Below are 17,220 nucleotides of genomic sequence, written 5' to 3' on the forward strand. Positions count from 1 at the left end.
TCGCAGATGAGTTGGTGTTCTCAGCATACCTTGCAAACGATCGTCACGGCAAGCCTTTCTCTGAATTCTGACAGAACCCCTTCACTTGCTCCTTGAGCGTAATCTTTGCCGCGATCCCGACTCACATAGGTAATTTCTGGGTGATTGCGCATCCAGTCAGCTGAGGACTGAGACGAATGTTCAGCCAGTACGTCAATCACTTGATGCAAATCCAGGTCAACGAAAATCGTCCCGAACTTGCGTCCACGTTTGAACGAGAAATCATCGATCTCCAGGGCTGTAACGGCTCCGGGAGCGGGGGTAGGCAGTGCCATGACCCGTCGGAGAATGGTCGTCCATAAGGTCACAATTCCCAGGCGAGCTGCAAGCCGGACTCCCAAGCTTCCCGACGTGGCCAAGCCAATGGCTTGGATGGCTGCGACCAGGCGAAGCGTCATCTGCGCCCAAGGTTCCACAAAGTCGTGGAGGCGCTCTGTGAAGACCTTGCGCTGGCAATCAGAATTCCGACAAAAGAATTTGCGTACAGCCAGATGGGGACGAACGTTGTGGCCTCCGCAGAGCACATCTCGAACGGTCCTGCTGTAATGACTATGAACTGAGGATGAGGCCTGAGCACAGAGAGGATAATATGAACAAGGGCGAGTGCTTGTCACCGAAATGGTGAGTGCCGTTGCTTCCTCGTGGATCTACATGATGCACAATCCTTCAGGAAGAGACAAGAGAGGCGACCCTTCCATCATCAGCTCCTCGTGAAAACGAGAAAGCAGTATTTTTACAAAGAGCATATCATTACTTCACAATGCACATCATGCAGCAGAAGTAAGCAAACGGATTCACCAAAGCTGTGTATGACCCCTTCTTTACACCCATTACGGGTTAGTGTCTGGCCTGCGAGCGAGAAAGCAGTGTATATATAGTTATCCCGTTGGCTTTATAATGCTTTGACCACGGTAATATCTAAGGCTCGATATGGCTCCAGCACTTCATCCAGAACGGATTGTTCGGTAATGATTGCTGTAAGCTCACTCAACTGGCCTACAATGTAGGGCGAGGCCGTATTCAACTTCTCTGGCACTGTTAAGGCGATTACCTCTGATGCGCAGGCAATCATGGCACGCTTGAGATACGCTTCTTCTAGATGATTTGTGCTGATACCCACGGAGGGATGCAAGCCGCATACTCCAAGGAAATAGATATCCGCGCGCATCATACGTATTGTTTCTAGCGTGGCGGTCCCAAGTGTGACCATGGCTTCTTTGAGGATGTTGCCTCCCAAGAGTACGATTTCAATATGTGGATGATGCGCTTCTAACGCTATCGCAACATGAGGATTGTTGGTCACTACTGTCGCGTGCAGGTCTTGGGGGAGGTACTGGGCTACTTGGATATTAGTCGTGCCTCCATCCAGAAGGATAACTTGCCCGTTACGCACAAATTGGATCGCGGCCCGCGCGATAGTCGCTTTTCTCGCGGGAGCTTGCGTTTGACGCGAAGTGAAGTTCCCATAAACCGGTGGACGTGGTAAAGCTCCACCATGAACACGCTGAAGTGCCCCCTCAGCTGCCAATTCACGCAAATCACGCCGAATTGTATCTTCCGAAGTGCCAAGTTCTTCGCTAACACGTTTGGCGACTACTTTCCCATCTTGCGAGAGCACTCGCAAAATATATTGTCTTCGTTCCGCTGTAAGCATCCTCTCACCTTTGCTGGTTTTTACATGTTTTTATCTATAATTGCCTGATTGGAGTTAGAGAGTTACATGAAATCACTTGACATTGCACGAAATTGCGCATATCATCTTGAATATGTATAGTATAGCATACATAGAAAGAAGGTCTGGCAACAATGCAACGCTTTCACTGCGACGCCATTTTGTTCGATCTCGATGGCGTGCTTGTGGACTCAACAGCTTGTGTAGAACGGTTGTGGTATCAGTGGGCCATTCGGCATGGATTAGATGCGCAGGAAGTTATTGCGTGCGCTCATGGTAGGCGTACTGTTGATACTATGCGCGCTGTCGCTCCAACTCTTGCCATTGAAGAAGAGGCTCGAAGTATGGAACAAGCGGAAATAGAAGATACGCAAGGACTTATGAGCATCACTGGAGCCGCTGACCTCTTGACCAGCCTGGCTCCTTCCCAATGGGCGGTAGTCACCTCTGGCTCACGCGCCCTTGCTACCACTCGTTTACGTGCGGTTGGCTTGCCTTTGCCATCGGTCTTTATTACCGCCGGGGACGTAGCTCAAGGCAAACCTCATCCCGAGGGATATTTGAAGGCCGCAAGCCTTTTAGGAGTAACACCTCAGCGTTGTGTTGTGATTGAGGATGCGCCAGCGGGGATTCAAGCCGCGCTCAAGGCTCATATGACTGCTATCGCGGTCGCGTCCACACACCAACCCTCGGAATTGCAAGCCGCGCGAGTCTGCGTACCGTCACTGGCTGCTCTCCACGTGATCCATCTGAAGGGATCGGATCGGGCCAGGCCATCTTTGACAATTACGATAACTAGAACGATATATGGCCAGCTTCACGCTATCTAATGCTCAGCCATCGAGGACTGGATGGCTGGGGGATCGGCAAACGCCTGGGGAAACGGCTACGCCAGGTGGGGATTGTGAGTGCGCGCGGGCTCAAGGAAGCGGACCTTCTCTGGCTGCGTCATCTGATCAATGTGGGGGCGCAGCGGGTGGTGTTGGAACTGCGAGGGGTGTCGTGCTTGCCCCTGGAGGTGAAGCCGCGGCCCAGGGAAGGGATTATGGTGGCGCTCTCCTTTGGGCGAGAGATTGAGGAGCGGAGGAAGTTGGAGGAGGCGGTGGCGACATCGCTGCCCTGCCAGTGCTCATCGCAAAAGCAAAGGACGTTCTGCTTGCTCTGGAGGCCAGACGACACGGCGTCGCCCATTCTGCCATTGCACGATAAGCATCTGATGACCGGACTGAAGACCATTCAGTGCGTTGATGCGAAAAGCACCATAGAGCGTCGTGCAGACAAGTTGGTAGGCAGCAGCGAGTTGGGCTGTATCCTCACAACGACCACTGTCTCGCAGACAGCGCGCACACAAAAGCCCAGCTGCGAAGGCTTGTGCTGCAGGATACGGGGGCTCCCCTCCTGTAACAGCACCATACTTTGTTACAAACCAATCAGCATCAGGCCCTTCATCAGGTTGGAGAGCCGCCGACGCAATCCATTGCGCAGGTCCAAGCAGTCCTTCACGCCGGTTTCCCAGCGGAACAAGCACCTCCTCAACACCTGCTCCAACGAATGCCGCCGCACGCCATGTGTGCTTCAACAAGCTGGGAGCCGCCGCACACTCATCAGCAAAGCTTCCTGCAACGAGCAATATATCTGTATGTGGGACGAGCGATGCGGCTTCGGCTGCATGGCCTGGCTCAAAAGCCACGACCTCTACCTCAAATTTGAGGCTGACTGCGGCGCTTGCGACGCCCATTGCCACATCTTGACCAAAACCACTGGCTGTATGAAAGAGAGAGACAGTAGCTGTACCTGGATCGAATGCACGCACTGCTTCAAGGACTCCTGTAAAATAGGTTGAAGCCGGGGAGAGCACATTAATGACCTGGGGGAACTCCGGGCGAGATAGCTGAGAGGTTGCACCACTGTGATTCCAGATCACACGTTTGCAGCTCCGTGCCGCTGCAAGCATCATATGACTTCCGTATGGCCCGAAAAGGAGATCAGGCTGCTCATTGAGAGCAGCACGCATACTTGCCCGCACGTCGCTTCCCGTGTCTCGTACGTTGAGCTCCACACCCATCCAAGGCGGAGGTAGGCGCGCGGCATGCTTGGCCCATAAGGAAAGACCGATAGCGCAGGCCTGCCCAAATGGGGCCAGCGGACCAGTCAAAGGGGTGACGAGCGCTGCACGTAGACCGGTCATACTATATACTTCCTGGTTCCTCGGAAAAGCCATTGGTTGCTACAGGTTGCATCCATGCTTGACCTTCAAGACATCCCTAGAGATTTTGACCAGCAATATGCTGAATCTTCATAAAGAGGACCACACGTGGATCACCACTATAGCGAAAAGGCATCTCATAATGTTTCGCCAGGGTACCATAGAAGGTACCTGTTGGGTCTTCTTCAATCCGCTCCACGATACCGCGGAACTCGGCACAGGTATAGGGATCATCCACATCAGTGATAGACACAGCAACACGTGGATCCCGCTGAATATTCTGAAATTTTTTGCGGTTCGTCGTATGGGTGAACTTGATATATTCTCCATCCCACAAAAACCACATGGGAGATGACTGTGGAGCTCCATCGGGTCCAATGGTCGCGAGATGTGCAAGCTTCTTTGATTGAAGGATTTTCTGAACCTTTGGATTCTTCAGATCTGCCATAAGATAATCCTCTCTAAACCCTCTTTTCTGGAAAGGCTAGATGGTGCATGCTTTTCAAGCATTGCTCATAGCATTTCGAATGCTTCCATTCCTCACTCAAAATGAGTGGCCTGAAAATTATTATATAGCACAAAGCCATTGAGACCAAACAGATCGTTTTCTAACTTTACCCCCTCGCGGGTCAAAGCCTGCGGCGAGCGATTCGGTTCTGTCAGAACTAGATAACAGAAGCCTACAGGAAGGTGTAAGTTCAGTTGGAAAAGCCCACGCGATGCGCAACGAGGTGTGACTGGTAGCCAACCGACGTAGAAATGTGCCTCCTTGATGAGAAGACAGACAATCGTTCTCAACAAGGAGGTTCAGGTATGATCAGTATCGCCGATGGTTCGGTGAAAATCCAGACGACTTCGGAAGCCAACTTCTCGACCCCTGCCTGGTTTGGCGAAGTGGTGTTGATCAGCAGGTATCTTCAGAAGCACGGGGTTCTCAGCAAAATCAACGAGCAGGTGCGTTTTGCGCGGAAACGGTTTGGGCGCTATGAACTCATCGATTTTCTCGCGATGCTTTTCGGCTACGCTATCAGTGGCGAGCGCACCCTGGAGGAGTTCTACCAGCGACTCCAGCCATTTGCCATCCCCTTCATGGCGCTATTTGAGCGGGATCGTTTGCCCTCCCGTTCAGCACTCTCGCGTTTTTTAGCAGCGTTGACGGAGGAACCGGTCGAAGCCTTGCGCACGCTCTTTCTCGATGATCTCCTGGCTCGGTCACTCGCCTCCGATAAGCAAACCGGAGAGCTGGTGGATCGAGCGGGAAACACCTGGACGGTTTTTGACATTGATGGGACACGGGAGGCAGCCCGGCAACGCGCCTTACCCCAGACGGATGAACTTCCTCCTGCGTATCGCCGGTTGGATGACGTCTGCGCCCCTGGCTACCGAGGCCGCAAACGCGGAGAGGTTGTCAGGACACGCACAACGGTGTCACAAGCGCACAGCTACCAGTGGCTCGGCAGTTTCGGGAACCGAGGCAATGGGCGCTATCAGGAAGAATTGCGCAAGGGGCTTGTGGCCATTGGCCGGTATCTGACGACCCATCAGCTTTCACCAGAACGCACGCTGCTCCGGCTCGACGGACAATATGGGAACGGGGCGGTCCTCTCCGATGTGGCCTCCTTCGCGTTTGTGACTCGCGGCAAAGACTATCACCTGCTCGACCATCCGCTGATTCAGACGCGTCTGCACCTGCCTCTCGACCAATCTCAGCAGCGGCCCGAAAGTCAGATGGAGCGCAGCCTCTACGACTGCCCCGAGATCCCGGTGGGACCCGAGGGAACGCTCTGCCGGGTGGTGGTGGCCACGCATCCTGCAGGCAAGAGGAAGAGTCCTGTGGGCGTCACACCCGCAGGGGTCGTCTACGAACTCTTTTTCACAAACCTCCCGCAACAGGCGTTCACCGCTCGCGATGTCGTCGAATTGTACCTGCATCGCGGTGCTTTTGAACCGGCACTCGCCGATGAAGACCAGGAGATGGACCCTGATCGATGGTGCAGTCACTCGGCCTGGGGGCAAGAGTGCTGGCAACTGATCGCCCAATGGGGGTGGAACCTGAGACTCGAACTGGGGCACCAGCTTCATCCTGACCCAGTCCGCACGACCGAGTTTGCTCCTGCGCTCCCATCCCCTCCGCCTCCACCACACACCGTGCCTTTCTCTGGCTATGCCCCTCCAGAAGTGGGTTCCGCATGGAAGGCCGGTCGCTTCGCGGGCCAGGACTTTGCGCTCCAACCCGATGGAACGCTTCGGTGCCCGGCAGACCAACAACTGGCCCCGCATGAGCAACGCAGAGAAGCTGACGGGAGCCTGCGCATCGTGTATGGAGCCAGTATCCACAGTTGTCGTCCCTGTCCGAAACGGGAGCAGTGCCAGTGGCAGGGCAGTGCCACCAAGAAGCCGCGCCAGGTCAGCGTACTCTTGCATCCGCTCGCTGTTGGCCCTGCACCTCTCCTCTGGCGGGATTGGAGTCGCCGAGAGCATCGACGTGCCTGTATCCACCTCATTCGCTCCCAACGCATCGAGATTGAGGTGCAGAGAGGGGTGGGCCCACCCACTGTCGCTCCACATGGCACGTCTGCCTCGCTCTCCCGCGCCGAGCGCGCCCATACCCGCCTTTCTTGGGTCCAGCGACTGGTTCGCAATGCCCATCCCCAGACGAGACAGATCACGATCCGCCTGTTTGGCGTCCCGGCAGGGTTTGCCACTTCTCTCAGTCTGGCGAGTAGGTAAGTTCGTGTGCAGTTCTCCTGGGTGCTGCGCTCCGATTGAGCTTCAGCGCTTAATCAAGCTGCTTGTGCAAGAACGCAATGGTCCGCTCCCAGGCAAGGCGAGCAGCCTCGGCGTCATACTCGGGGCGATTCTCCTCGAAGAACCAATGTTTGGTCCCTGGATACGTATAGACGGTGACTGGCTTTCCCGCAGCCTGGAGCTCCTGCTCCATCTGTGCAACCGACTCAACCGGCTCGAAAGGGTCATCCTCCGCGAAGTGGAGAAGGTATGCGGCCTTCGCGCTGCGATAGTCCAGTCCGGGGTAGGAACCATAAAAGACCACGACGGCGGCGATCTGCTCGGCTAGGGTGACGGACATGTCGAGCGCGTAGGCATCTCCCAGCGAGAAGCCAACGAAGGCGAGCTTACCGCGCCCGCCTACCAGATGTGTCGCAGTGTGTTGGTGCAGGACCCCCGCTGCCGCCATGATGTCGCCGCGCCACCGCTCCACATCTTGATCCAGCGCTGCGCCCAACGCTTGTGCTTCCTCGACCGACGCGGTCGTCTTACCGTGGTAGAGGTCGGGGGCGAGCGCCACGAAGCCCGCTTCCGCGAGCCGGTCGCAGACCTGCCGAAACGGCTCAGTCAGTCCCCACCATGCATGGAGGACCAGCACACCTGGTCCGCTGCCCTGTTCGGGAACAGCCAGATAGCCGCTGATCGTTCTGCCATCAACTTGAAATTCTCTCATACTGCTCTCCCTAAAAACTCAGGAAATACTGCGCTTCAAGAAGCAGCGCACACGTGTTCGGTTCCTGCATCTCTCGACACCTGCGAGGCGACAGCCCCATCTGCCATCGTCTCCACAGGCATTAATGTTGGTGCAACTCACTGTTCTGCTCATCTCTTCTTTCACAGGAAGGCGAAGCCGGTAACGAAAGCGAAAGTCCGAGAAGACAAAGCAGCACATCAGAAACAGCTTTCGTCCCGAAGTCGATCAGAAAAGCGGTAAAATCCCTCCGCATCGGCCCTTTCTGGTGAGTGCACGTTGGTAGGCTCAGCATCTCCAAGAAGTCCTTTCGAGGAACATTAGCTAGCTCTTTTTCTACACTTGTCCTGCTCAGTTTTCACTCACAAGTGGGATCTATTACCTCTTCAACAAGCTCGTTGCGCATCGCGTGGGATATTGGATTGACCTGCCAGGAGGAGGTCGCTCGCGTCTGGGTACGGGACCAGGGACCAGGCATTTCAAAAGAGGTCCAAAAGGACATCTGGCAGCGCTTTCATCAGGTCAAGGAAGTGCCTGCGCAAAGCAGTACGGGGAAGGGCCTTGGTTTGGGCCTCGCTATCTGTCAGGCCCTCATCACCCAGCACCATGGAGAAGTCGGCGTGGAAAGTGCGCCTGGGAAGGGTTCCACCTTCTGGTTTACATTGCCCATCGTCAAAGAATGAAGTAGGGCACCAGCGAGGTTCCTGACGGACCTTTTCTGTTGCCCCGCCGAGTAGCCGGAGGGCGTTGCCGCCCTCAAGCCCTCTAAGAACCGTACAAGGCGGTATTGTCAACTTAACGAATGAAAGGGAGAGCTTTTTGAAGGGAAGGGAAAAGAGAGAGGAAAGAAGCGGAGAATTGCAGGGGATGGTGTCGTGTTAGGCGACTGCTTTTCCATTGGTAACCTCATTCCATGCCAGGAAGCGACCCCGTATGAGGGCACGGTAATCTCTGGTTGTGAGGCGATGCCGTTTGGGCCGAAAGTGATCCAGGATCGGACCAAATGCTGAGAGAAACCGTTGGGCTTGTCCTGGAGATGTAAAACGTCGCATAGTTCGTTCACGTTGCCGAGTTGGTTGATGCGAACGCTCCGCGCAATTGTTCAGCCCTTTGTGCTGACGATGTTCGACACTTCTCAGGGTCTCCTTCTTCGCTGCAGCGTAGCTAGCCAGTTTGTCAGTGATGATCACCCGTGGCACGTATTGCAAGCCCTTGAGCAGTTTCCGGAAGAATTTCTTGGCTGCGTGTTTGTTCCGTCGACTTTGCACCAGGATATCCAAGACATTTCCATACTGATCAACAGCTCTCCACAGAGAATGAGTCTTGCCGTTGATTTTGAGATACACTTCGTCCAAGTGCCACTTGTCACCCGTTTTGGTGCGACAATGTTTCAGTTCATTGGCATACGTCTGGCCACATTTCAAACACCACTGCCGGATGGTTTCGTAAGTCAATACCACCCCACGCTCTGCCATCATCCCTTCAACATCACGGAAACGGAAGCGAGAAGCGGAAGTACAACCAGATGCAATGGCTAATAATCTCAGCCGGGAAGCGAAAGCCTTTGTAGAGAGATGCAAGTGCTTGTGTTTTCATGAACATGAGTCTATCAAAAATTGGAGCCATTCAGCAAGTTGACAATACCTAAGCCAGAGCATCAAATCCTTGTGGTGTGTTGGCAAAGTGGTGTGAGCTGGCTTTTGCTTCTGTAAGCAGATGAACATCGAAGGTGCTTTTGGCCATATCAATGCCGAGAGCTGGGAGTAGGGTGCTCATTGAGAAGAGGCTCCTTTACTTGTTCCACTTGACGGCGAGAGGTGGGGAAGCGCGGATCAGAACCATACTTGTGAATACAGGCTCATTGCCGGCCTATCCAGCCGGGAAGGCCTCAGATACCGTTCGGTTTTCGATGCCGGCGCAGAAGAACGGGACCTCATCTCCAAATCAAGCTCGGGACCTCTGTGAACCCGCAGGTTCACCGTTCTTCTCCTCCTCGCCTCGATTCTCTCCTAGTGTATCCGATCCTCCCCTCTCTTAAGATACAAGTGAACCCATCAAGATAGATGTTCCCCTGAGGGGTTAGTGCTGTCAACGTGTATGTGATACGAGCGAGAGTTGCCTGCGTTCCCTCAGCTTCACAGGACACCTCAATCCGACTCACATGAGAATCTGGCAATACATTGAGATAGCTCACCTGAGCTTGTTCGCTAGCATACGCAACGATGGTCCAAATCTGAGTTGGTTTGTTGGCATGTTGGGTCGTGAAGACAGTGCCGACCTGAGTTCCTCCAGAGGAAGGATAGAGCATTTCAGGATCCCAATCATGTGCCCAGTGCTTCTCACCAAGCGGAGAAAATAAGGGAAACACCTTATGAGGAGCGGCAGGCGGATAAATAGTATGAGATCGTGTGACCCGTTGAGCGATAAAAGCCGACATAGCAATCGTTTCCTTTCGAAATCACCTTCACATGAAGAGGAAGAGTTGATAGCAGGGAATGAACATATGGTATCAGGATGGTTCATTGTGTGCAGTCTGCTCGATAAATCGATGGCTGACGCTAGCATCATAGTCCATCCCATAAACTTCCTTGAGCTGCGCAATGCGTTTGAGGGTTTCCTCTCCAAAAGGATGTTTTTGCTCGAAAGCATGTAAAACTATCCCTTCAAGCAAATCTCCAAGAGAGACGTCAAAATATTCTGCCAGAGCTTTAAGGACTTTGACCAAGTTCTTTTCCATGCGTGCGCCAATTTGCACCCGCTCAACGGGAATAGTCCGTCCATGCTGACTGGCATTTTCTTCAATCTGACCCATCATATTTCTCTCTTTCAGGTGTCGTTACCATGTTATATTGCTACCAATATAACATGGTAACGACAAAGAGTCAATCAGCCGAAAGAGTTCTCGCGGTGTGCCGCCTCGCGCAACTCCACCAATTACATCGAATTGCTGAAAATGATCGAAACGGACAACCCCGCTGGCGACATTTTTCTCATTACCGATAATCTGAGCAGTCATAATAGCCTGCAGACGCACACCTGGCTGGCGGAGCATCCGCGTCTCCAGCATGTCTTCATCCGAAAGGCGCGTGTTGGCTGAACTTGCAAGAAGGCTGGTGGCGTTTGTTCCGCCGTGATGCGCTCGCCGGCCAGAGCTTCGCCAACGCCGATGAGATCGAACAAGCCATGCAGGCGGGCACGACCCAACTCAACAACCGAGCGAAGCCTTGGATCTGGGAACGGCCTCCCAAGAGGCGCCGCCACTTGCGCCGCCTCTTTTGTTATCGCCTTTGAGGAATGGAGCACTATAAGCCAATCAGGAAACCGAGCCTGATATCTTCGCCAGAATGCGATCAATCACAGACTGCAATTGAGCAGGATTTGGACCAACGATGCGCTCAACCACGTTCCCTTTGTAAAAAACGATCAGTGTAGGAATGGCTTGAATGCCGAGAGTCTGAGCAGCATTGGGATTCTCGTCAATATTCATTCTGGCAAAGCGCAGTTTCCCCTGATACTGATCGCTCAAGCGCTCAAAGACAGGAGCGATAGCACGACAGGGCCCACACCAGGGCGCCCAGAAATCTATAATGACGGGCTGATCAGGCTGGTTAATAAACTTTTGGAATGCCTGATCATTCACAGTAAAAAGATTGGAGTGTATGCTCATGAGGTACCCTCCTGTCTGGATATATTATCTCTGCAACCGTTATTTGCTCTGCTTTTATCTGTTCGGGAACCTAGCACAACCAATGGTAGCTACTTTTATATATTTTCGCTGATGAGAGCAATAGTCAGGGATATGCTAAGATTGATAGCAAGATCAGGAGACGTATCTCTGTTACCTGGAAATGCATTCAGTAAGTGTCCGTTTTCCAGGCGGGATTGGTGTGTTTAGATAAGTGGCGCAGACCAGGAGTGCTGATCTGCTGATCGCGATATTCGAGCAAGCGATGGGTGTTGCCAGGGAACGACTTGCGAAGAGGGATGAGCACTCTATCAAAGGATAGATGTAGATTGTTTTTGTAGAGCATCAATACCAAGTATCGCTGTAGGTGAACCAAAGCGTCAGAAAGTTTGAGTGCTACGCGAACCAGACGTGCTGATCCGTTGAGCACGAGGTCCGCGCAAGCGAGGGATGGTATCAGGAAACGTCTTTTGAAGAAGCTATAAGATTTGTCAATCCCCTGGTCAGCGCCCATGGGGGAAGCTGAGCGCGGAAAGACAGCAAGCCCCCCTCTCGGCTGCCCTGGAGAGAGCAGCCACCCTGAGTGTGATCCCAAGCTGGGTAGGGGCTACGAGCTCGTAGCCCCTACCCAGACTTTGCCGGGATCGTAGTCCTCCCCCGTTTGCATCAGATGCGTTGCCACCGCCACCATTTTGCGCATGACAGCCATGAGCGCGGACATCTCCTCGAGCCCACGCGCAACCAGATGCTGGTAATACGCGCCAAAGGCGGAACCTTGCAGGGAAATGCTGCGCATGGCGGCTAAGTAGAGCATCTGACGCAGCAAGCCGCTGCCTCGTTTCGAGAGCTTGGCCTTGCCTTTCCACTTGCCGCTCTCGCGGATCTTGATATCCATGCCGGCGTAGGCGATCGCTTGATCGGTGTAGGCAAAGCGATCCACCTCTCCTAGTTCTGCCCGCAGGACCGCGATCGTCTTCGCCCCAATTCCGGCATCTACCTGTTGGGCTTGAGCTTGAGCTCTAGTCACTGTTGATATTCCACCGTCATCCGCCACATCTCTTTCGTAAATTGCAGTTAATTGGACAATGCGTCCAAAGCCTTGCTTTTTGGTCGGTGTAACGCTTACCAACCGCCATCCTTCACGCTGATGTTTTTCAGATCCTTTTCAAATTGGCTTTGTGTTGTGGAGAAGGACTTATCGTTGTAGATAACAACATCTTGTTGTGTTTTAGCCACAGATTATCCCCCAAAAATAAAGATAAACAGAACAATATTGATTGTATCATAATTTGCCTGCTTTGGAGTCACTTCACTTGGGGATATTTTACAATGGTGAAACATGTTTCCAGGCTCTATGCTGATGTTCATTATTACTGCTCTGCCTTTTTGACTCATGTTCTATCACCTCCATATACGGGTTTGTTGCCACTATATATGACCGTCTCTTTCTCAAATGACCTTTTCAGGAGGTGAGCCGCAGAAGACTGGCTAGGGGAGCAGGCGGAAGGGAGTGTAGAAGAGCCAGCTTAGAGGCGACGGCATGGAAGGCAAACTTTTTGTTGTAGCGCTCTTTTCAATGTTGGGATTTACACTTAGTGCCAGCTTGCGTAACAGCATGCATGCCATAAAAGGACAACAAAAAAGCGCCACCCCCTGGAGGGGGAAGCGCCGATATCATACGTGGAGAGGGTTAGTAATCTTCTTGAGATTTAGCTTGTGACGGTCAGCTCCGTATCACTAAAATGAGCGAACATGCCATAGCCTGCACGCATTCCTGCTCATTGGGACAATCAGACTTTTTTGCTACAAGTTTTCGCTGGTCATTCTCGCTTAACGGGAATTGTGGAGGCAAGGGGTAAAAAAGAGGCTCCGTCAGTGTGACGGAGCCTGGAGGTATTTTATGACTTCTTGCAAAAGCCATAAAGTTGCTAGACAAGCGATACCTGAAGCTTTTTACCAAGAACATGAGCATATCTTTGTAGTAAATCAAAAGTACACGCACGATAGCCTAGTTCTTCTAACTGTACAATTTGTGATTTAGGTACTTTTAAACGTTTAGCGATGCCTGCCTGTGTTATGCCAGCATCCAGGCGTGCTTCAACAAGTTCAAGTAGTATATCGAACTCGTTAGCAACTTCTTCATAAGCAGATCGAGCTTCAGGAGTGGACAGCAAGTTATGCTTCCATTCTTGATAGAGCTGCTCACCACTTTTAAATTTGTTGCTATTTCCCTGGACAAATTCCTGCATTGCAGTTTCTCTTTCACCTAGCATTGATGTTGACACAAGACAAACGCGTATACCTGTAATTGTACAATTGCTTCACCACAAGTCGCCTGTCTAGCAATAAGTATACCTCCAAATTAGTTTTGCACCAACATACTTTACTCTAGGAAATCTTGTATCTACTGTGTGCTTAATAGGCCTGAATGGTTTTTAGGAAGCAGGGGGAAAAAACAGGTTTTCGCCCCCTACTCCAACTCCTGTTAGGCGCTTAAAAGGTATTCTTTGTATCTTTTTTGCGCTAACTGGATAAAGCGTCCTGGAATTTTTTTTGTTTTCTTGAGAAAGCCATGTAATACAACGATATGCCGATCTTCATAAAAGAAGATAAGGCGACATGAATTGCCTGCGAAAACTCTGAGTTCCCAGAGATGATCATCACCTTCAATACGAGAGACCATTGAGCGGCGGGTATTACGGTTTGCTAAGCGCTTCAAAGTATATAAGACAGCGTACTGATCTCTCTCTTGAAGGCCCTTGATGAACTCTAGTGCTGGACTGGAACCATTAGCATTTTTATAGTAAGCAATGTCCCATGTCTGGCTTTCGTCCAAATCGGCATGCCTTTCTACTAAGCAACAGCATAATACAGATACTTCACGAGCTTCTCCCGGCTGGAAAGGTTATTGTTCAGCAAGAGAGAAGTTAGAACGTGAAGAGTAGTGTATGTTTGTTCAGGTGCGTGATTCAGGCTAAACGCCTGAGGTAAATTATAACATTTCAATGCTTGACCTGCAAGGATTGCGGACGTGATGCAGGGCTTTGTCGCCGGAGGAGAACGAGACAAAGCAGCGGTAATTGCAGGACTCACGCTTCCCCAAAGCAACGATTACCGGTACTTTGTGGACTCGGGGAATCGCGTCTGATAGTGGATGTCTATCCTGAGCAATTTGAGCACAGATTGCTCTCATTTGGTGGGTTTAAAACGGGGTAAAATCCCAATGCAACAAAGTACCGGTAACCGGTACTTTGTTGACGAGGGTGGAAGGGGGAGTAGAATGAAGGGAGAAGAAGAGAGAAGGAGGAGAGAAGAAGATGACGAGACGCATCGAGGTCGCCGCAGCTCCAGGACCACTGGAGGACTATGCGAGGTCCTTTGACCCCATCTTTGGCAAGAGCAATCAGCGTGAAGGGTTTCGGCGCTATCTTGAGGGGCTCTTACTGCCAAGCGAGCGAAATAAGACCCTCACCGGGCTGGTCAACACGGAGCCACTGGTAGGAGCGCACCAGCCACGAGCGCAAGCCTTACAATGGTTTCTCTCCGAGTCGGACTGGGATGAGCGCAAGGTGCAAGCCGAGCGGCTCACCATATTGCGCGAGGATCCCACCACAACACCGACCAAGGACGGGGTCCTGGTCATTGATGAGACAGGGGATCGCAAGGATGGTCACAAAACGGCTCATGTGAGTCGGCAGTACCTGGCCAATGTGGGCAAGATTGACAATGGCGTGGTCTCCGTCAGCAGTGTATGGGCCGACGAGCGCGTCTACTACCCGCTGGATGTCGAACCCTACACCCCGGCGCTCTATTTTGCCAAGGGAGAACAGGATCCTGCCTTCCGCACCAAGCTGAAGATTGCCCTACAACTGGTGCAACGAGCCGTGAGCCAAGCCCTCCCTTTTCGAGCTGTGGTGGCCGACTCCTTCTATCGGTACTTTGTTGACCAGGGTCAAGCGGAGCTGTAGAGAGCAAGGCCCTGCCCCCGTTCAAGCCTTTGAAAGAGGCGTTGCACGGCAGGAGGTGGGGGCAGTGATGACCAACCGCTCCAATAGCGCCTGAGCATGATCCAGGGCTCGAGCCATCCCCGCACGACTCGAAGGGCTGCTGGCCAGGACATCTGCGGTCGCATCCCGTGGGCCGTGGTGATTTTTTTCCCCCGTGTCTGCTGGTACGGACGAGGCACTCGTGGCGGCAGCCGTTGATGGCTCAGGCGGCTGGCTGACCACGTGGGTCGCACAGACGGTCGGATGACGGAGATGGTACCAGCAAAAGGAGAACGCGCAACAGACCAATTGCCAATGCCGGCGGATCCCTGTGTCGCTTCTCACCTGATATTGTGACCAGCCCAAGGCGTGTTTGACCTGTTTGTAGCTCTGTTCAATCCACATGCGCAACCCATAGAGCCTCATCACTTCTTCCAGCGTGGCTGCAGGCCATGAGGCTTCCATTTCAGAGGAGGCCGGCAGGTTCGTGACCAGGTACGAGGTCGTGGTGTCAGGCAATTGCTGGGGGTCGGTCGTCACCACCATGGCCCGTTCCTTCTGATCTGCTCCAAATGGCCCCGCCACGATCTCCAGCGCCCACCAGTCCTCTTGACTCCCATCGCGAAAGGTCCTGCAGATGCTCACCCACTTGCCTGGATGCTTACTCCCCTTCCATCCAGCCTCGTGGGCGACATCTTGCAAGGTTCCGGCTTCTTCTTCTGGATGCCACCAGGCGTGGGAAGGCTTGAGGGCCAGCACATACGGGACCTGCAGATCGGCTAAACCGCTTCGAAAGCCGCGATCCTCGCCATAAAAGGAATCGGCCACCACCGCTCGAAAAGGGAGGGCCTGCTGCACGGCTCGTTGCACCAGTTGCAGGGCAATCTTAAGTTTCGTACGAAAGGCTGGATCGTGTTCCCCCTTGGCAAAATAGAGCGCCGGGGTGTAGGGTTCGACATCCAGCGGGTAGTAGACGTGCTCGTCGGCCCACAGACTGCTGACGGAGACCACGCCATTGTCAATCTTGCCCACATTGGCCAGGTACTGGCGGCTCACATGAGCCGTTTTGTGGCCATCCTTGCGATCCCCTGTCTCATCGATGACGAGGACTCCGTCCTTGGTCGGCATTGTGCTGGGATCCTCGCGCAAGATGGTGAGCCGCTCGGCTTGCACCTTGCGCTCATCCCAGTCCGACTCGGAGAGAAACCATTGTAAGGCTTGCGCTCGTGGCTGGTGCGCTCCCACCAGTGGCTCCGTGTTGACCAGCCCGGTAAGGGTCTTGTTCCGCTCGCTTGGCAGCAAGAGCCCCTCGAGATAGCGGCGGAACCCTTCGCGCTGATTGCTCTTGCCAAAGATGGGATCAAAGCACCTCGCATAGTCCTCCAGTGGCCCTGGAGCTGCGGCGACCTCGATGCGTTTCGTCATCTTCTTCTCTCCTCTTTCTCTCTTCTTCTCCTTTCATTCTACGCTCCCTTCCATCCTCGTCAACAAAGTACCGGTAGCGGTAGTTTGTTGCCTTGGGATTTCTGCTTGTTTTAAGCTCATCAGATTCTAGCAACCTAAGCTCAAACTGCAGAGGATTGATATCCAAAATCAGGCGTAGTTTCCCGAGTCAACAAACTACCGGTAGGTTGCATAATGCACCCGTCTCTCGGATTACGATCACATCAAAGGAGTTAGGGAAGGCTGGTTCTGCGGAGCCGGGAAGAAGAGATAGGGAACTCCGATCATTGTATAGTAAACCAGCAACGCGCTCCTGACGCTACCATCGTCAAATGGATACTTGAGGCTTAGGTGGCTTTCAAAAGCCCTGCCTTGCGCAACGCATCCTGAACATTCCATTGGTTCGGATACCACTACACGGTTTTTTCCCTCCCCTCTTTCCCGCGTAGTTAGCACTTCATGACTACCCAACAGTAGCCATGAGGGTCATAATGAAGTTGAGCAAGCATCTCCATTGCCTCTTTTGCTTTCTCCCAGGAGGCTGTACGTGTCTGTTCCTGCCAAGTGTTGCCAATAAGCCTGCGCACACTGAAGGGTATTGTCAACTTCATTGAAATTGTAGAGCTTATAGAAGAGAAACAGGCCTCAAAGTGGGGATTGCGCCCTTTTTCTTGCCTTGGTTGCTCGAGAATTCTGGTTGATGTGGCATCG

18 protein-coding genes and 1 pseudogene are annotated in these 17,220 nt (G+C 52.9%); 6 read left to right on the forward strand and 13 right to left on the reverse strand.

Translation table 11 applies throughout. The features are described 5' to 3' along the window. Nucleotides 1-20: 20 nt before the first annotated feature. Together KTE_RS35795 and KTE_RS35800 are read right to left on the reverse strand one after the other, a co-directional pair. Nucleotides 21-563 carry a transposase gene (locus KTE_RS35795; RefSeq protein ID WP_201390251.1) on the reverse strand — a complete coding sequence of 181 codons (543 nt, stop codon included), beginning with the start codon at nt 561-563 and terminating at the stop codon, nt 21-23. A gap of 368 nt (nt 564-931) precedes the next feature. Further along, entirely contained in the window at nt 932-1,693 is a 762-nt protein-coding gene (locus KTE_RS35800) for a DeoR/GlpR family DNA-binding transcription regulator (RefSeq protein ID WP_201390253.1), read from the reverse strand. Between the two features lie 152 nt (nt 1,694-1,845). On the opposite strand from KTE_RS35800, the gene KTE_RS35805 reads away from it, so the two are divergent. After that, nucleotides 1,846-2,541, forward strand: coding sequence for an HAD family hydrolase (locus KTE_RS35805; protein ID WP_201390255.1), 696 nt, complete (start codon nt 1,846-1,848; stop codon nt 2,539-2,541). Nucleotides 2,542-2,840: 299 nt separating this feature from the next. Here KTE_RS35805 and KTE_RS35810 read toward each other — a convergent pair whose 3' ends face one another. Together KTE_RS35810 and KTE_RS35815 are read right to left on the reverse strand one after the other, a co-directional pair. After that, nucleotides 2,841-3,899, reverse strand: coding sequence for an ABC transporter substrate-binding protein (locus KTE_RS35810; protein ID WP_201390257.1), 1,059 nt, complete (start codon nt 3,897-3,899; stop codon nt 2,841-2,843). A 76-nt stretch (nt 3,900-3,975) separates the two neighbouring features. Then, complete coding sequence (locus KTE_RS35815) at nt 3,976-4,365, reverse strand: PPOX class F420-dependent oxidoreductase (protein ID WP_201390259.1); 390 nt, start codon at nt 4,363-4,365, stop codon at nt 3,976-3,978. A 365-nt stretch (nt 4,366-4,730) separates the two neighbouring features. Here KTE_RS35815 and KTE_RS35820 point away from each other — a divergent pair, with 365 nt between their 5' ends. Then, nucleotides 4,731-6,647, forward strand: coding sequence for a hypothetical protein (locus tag KTE_RS35820; protein ID WP_201390261.1), 1,917 nt, complete (start codon nt 4,731-4,733; stop codon nt 6,645-6,647). Nucleotides 6,648-6,696: 49 nt separating this feature from the next. On the opposite strand, the gene KTE_RS35825 is transcribed toward KTE_RS35820, so the two are convergent. Then, entirely contained in the window at nt 6,697-7,377 is a 681-nt protein-coding gene (locus tag KTE_RS35825) for a dienelactone hydrolase family protein (protein WP_201390263.1), read from the reverse strand. 416 nt (nt 7,378-7,793) lie between these two features. On the opposite strand from KTE_RS35825, the gene KTE_RS35830 reads away from it, so the two are divergent. Continuing rightward, the gene (locus KTE_RS35830) at nt 7,794-8,078 is read left to right on the forward strand and encodes a cell wall metabolism sensor histidine kinase WalK (protein ID WP_236600833.1); all 285 of its coding nucleotides are present in this window, start codon (nt 7,794-7,796) and stop codon (nt 8,076-8,078) included. A 195-nt stretch (nt 8,079-8,273) separates the two neighbouring features. On the opposite strand, the pseudogene KTE_RS35835 reads toward KTE_RS35830, so the two are convergent. The 3 genes and pseudogenes from KTE_RS35835 to KTE_RS35840 all read right to left on the reverse strand — a co-directional run bounded on the left by KTE_RS35835 (nt 8,274) and on the right by KTE_RS35840 (nt 10,210). Then, nucleotides 8,274-8,991: pseudogene (locus KTE_RS35835) on the reverse strand (IS6 family transposase). Between the two features lie 48 nt (nt 8,992-9,039). Then, complete coding sequence (locus tag KTE_RS49100; RefSeq protein ID WP_255553031.1) at nt 9,040-9,171, reverse strand: hypothetical protein; 132 nt, start codon at nt 9,169-9,171, stop codon at nt 9,040-9,042. Between the two features lie 733 nt (nt 9,172-9,904). Continuing rightward, nucleotides 9,905-10,210: a hypothetical protein gene (locus KTE_RS35840; protein ID WP_236600834.1), complete on the reverse strand. Its 306-nt coding sequence runs from the start codon at nt 10,208-10,210 to the stop codon at nt 9,905-9,907. Between the two features lie 138 nt (nt 10,211-10,348). On the opposite strand from KTE_RS35840, the gene KTE_RS48195 reads away from it, so the two are divergent. Together KTE_RS48195 and KTE_RS48200 are read left to right on the forward strand one after the other, a co-directional pair. Next, nucleotides 10,349-10,492 carry a hypothetical protein gene (locus KTE_RS48195; RefSeq protein ID WP_236600835.1) on the forward strand — a complete coding sequence of 48 codons (144 nt, stop codon included), beginning with the start codon at nt 10,349-10,351 and terminating at the stop codon, nt 10,490-10,492. 2 nt (nt 10,493-10,494) lie between these two features. Beyond that, nucleotides 10,495-10,686 (forward strand): hypothetical protein, encoded by a 192-nt coding sequence (locus KTE_RS48200; RefSeq protein WP_236600836.1) that lies wholly within the window; start codon nt 10,495-10,497, stop codon nt 10,684-10,686. A 22-nt stretch (nt 10,687-10,708) separates the two neighbouring features. Here KTE_RS48200 and trxA read toward each other — a convergent pair whose 3' ends face one another. The 4 genes from trxA to KTE_RS35865 all read right to left on the reverse strand — a co-directional run bounded on the left by trxA (nt 10,709) and on the right by KTE_RS35865 (nt 13,916). Further along, nucleotides 10,709-11,062 carry a thioredoxin gene (gene trxA / locus KTE_RS35850; RefSeq protein ID WP_201390268.1) on the reverse strand — a complete coding sequence of 118 codons (354 nt, stop codon included), beginning with the start codon at nt 11,060-11,062 and terminating at the stop codon, nt 10,709-10,711. Between the two features lie 625 nt (nt 11,063-11,687). Beyond that, nucleotides 11,688-12,107 (reverse strand): transposase, encoded by a 420-nt coding sequence (locus tag KTE_RS35855; RefSeq protein WP_236600837.1) that lies wholly within the window; start codon nt 12,105-12,107, stop codon nt 11,688-11,690. Nucleotides 12,108-13,008: 901 nt separating this feature from the next. After that, nucleotides 13,009-13,329, reverse strand: a complete 321-nt coding sequence (locus KTE_RS35860; RefSeq protein ID WP_201390270.1) for a helix-turn-helix transcriptional regulator — start codon at nt 13,327-13,329, stop codon at nt 13,009-13,011. Nucleotides 13,330-13,565: 236 nt separating this feature from the next. After that, nucleotides 13,566-13,916, reverse strand: coding sequence for a type II toxin-antitoxin system RelE/ParE family toxin (locus KTE_RS35865; protein ID WP_201390272.1), 351 nt, complete (start codon nt 13,914-13,916; stop codon nt 13,566-13,568). A gap of 481 nt (nt 13,917-14,397) precedes the next feature. On the opposite strand from KTE_RS35865, the gene KTE_RS35870 reads away from it, so the two are divergent. Next, nucleotides 14,398-15,048: a transposase gene (locus KTE_RS35870; RefSeq protein ID WP_201390274.1), complete on the forward strand. Its 651-nt coding sequence runs from the start codon at nt 14,398-14,400 to the stop codon at nt 15,046-15,048. A gap of 21 nt (nt 15,049-15,069) precedes the next feature. Here the strand turns inward: KTE_RS35870 and KTE_RS35875 are convergent, their stop codons facing one another. Continuing rightward, nucleotides 15,070-16,491, reverse strand: coding sequence for an IS701 family transposase (locus KTE_RS35875; protein WP_201390276.1), 1,422 nt, complete (start codon nt 16,489-16,491; stop codon nt 15,070-15,072). Nucleotides 16,492-17,220: the final 729 nt, after the last annotated feature.

The organism is Ktedonobacter sp. SOSP1-85 (assembly GCF_016587415.1).
In the GTDB taxonomy this organism is placed as follows: domain Bacteria; phylum Chloroflexota; class Ktedonobacteria; order Ktedonobacterales; family Ktedonobacteraceae; genus Ktedonobacter.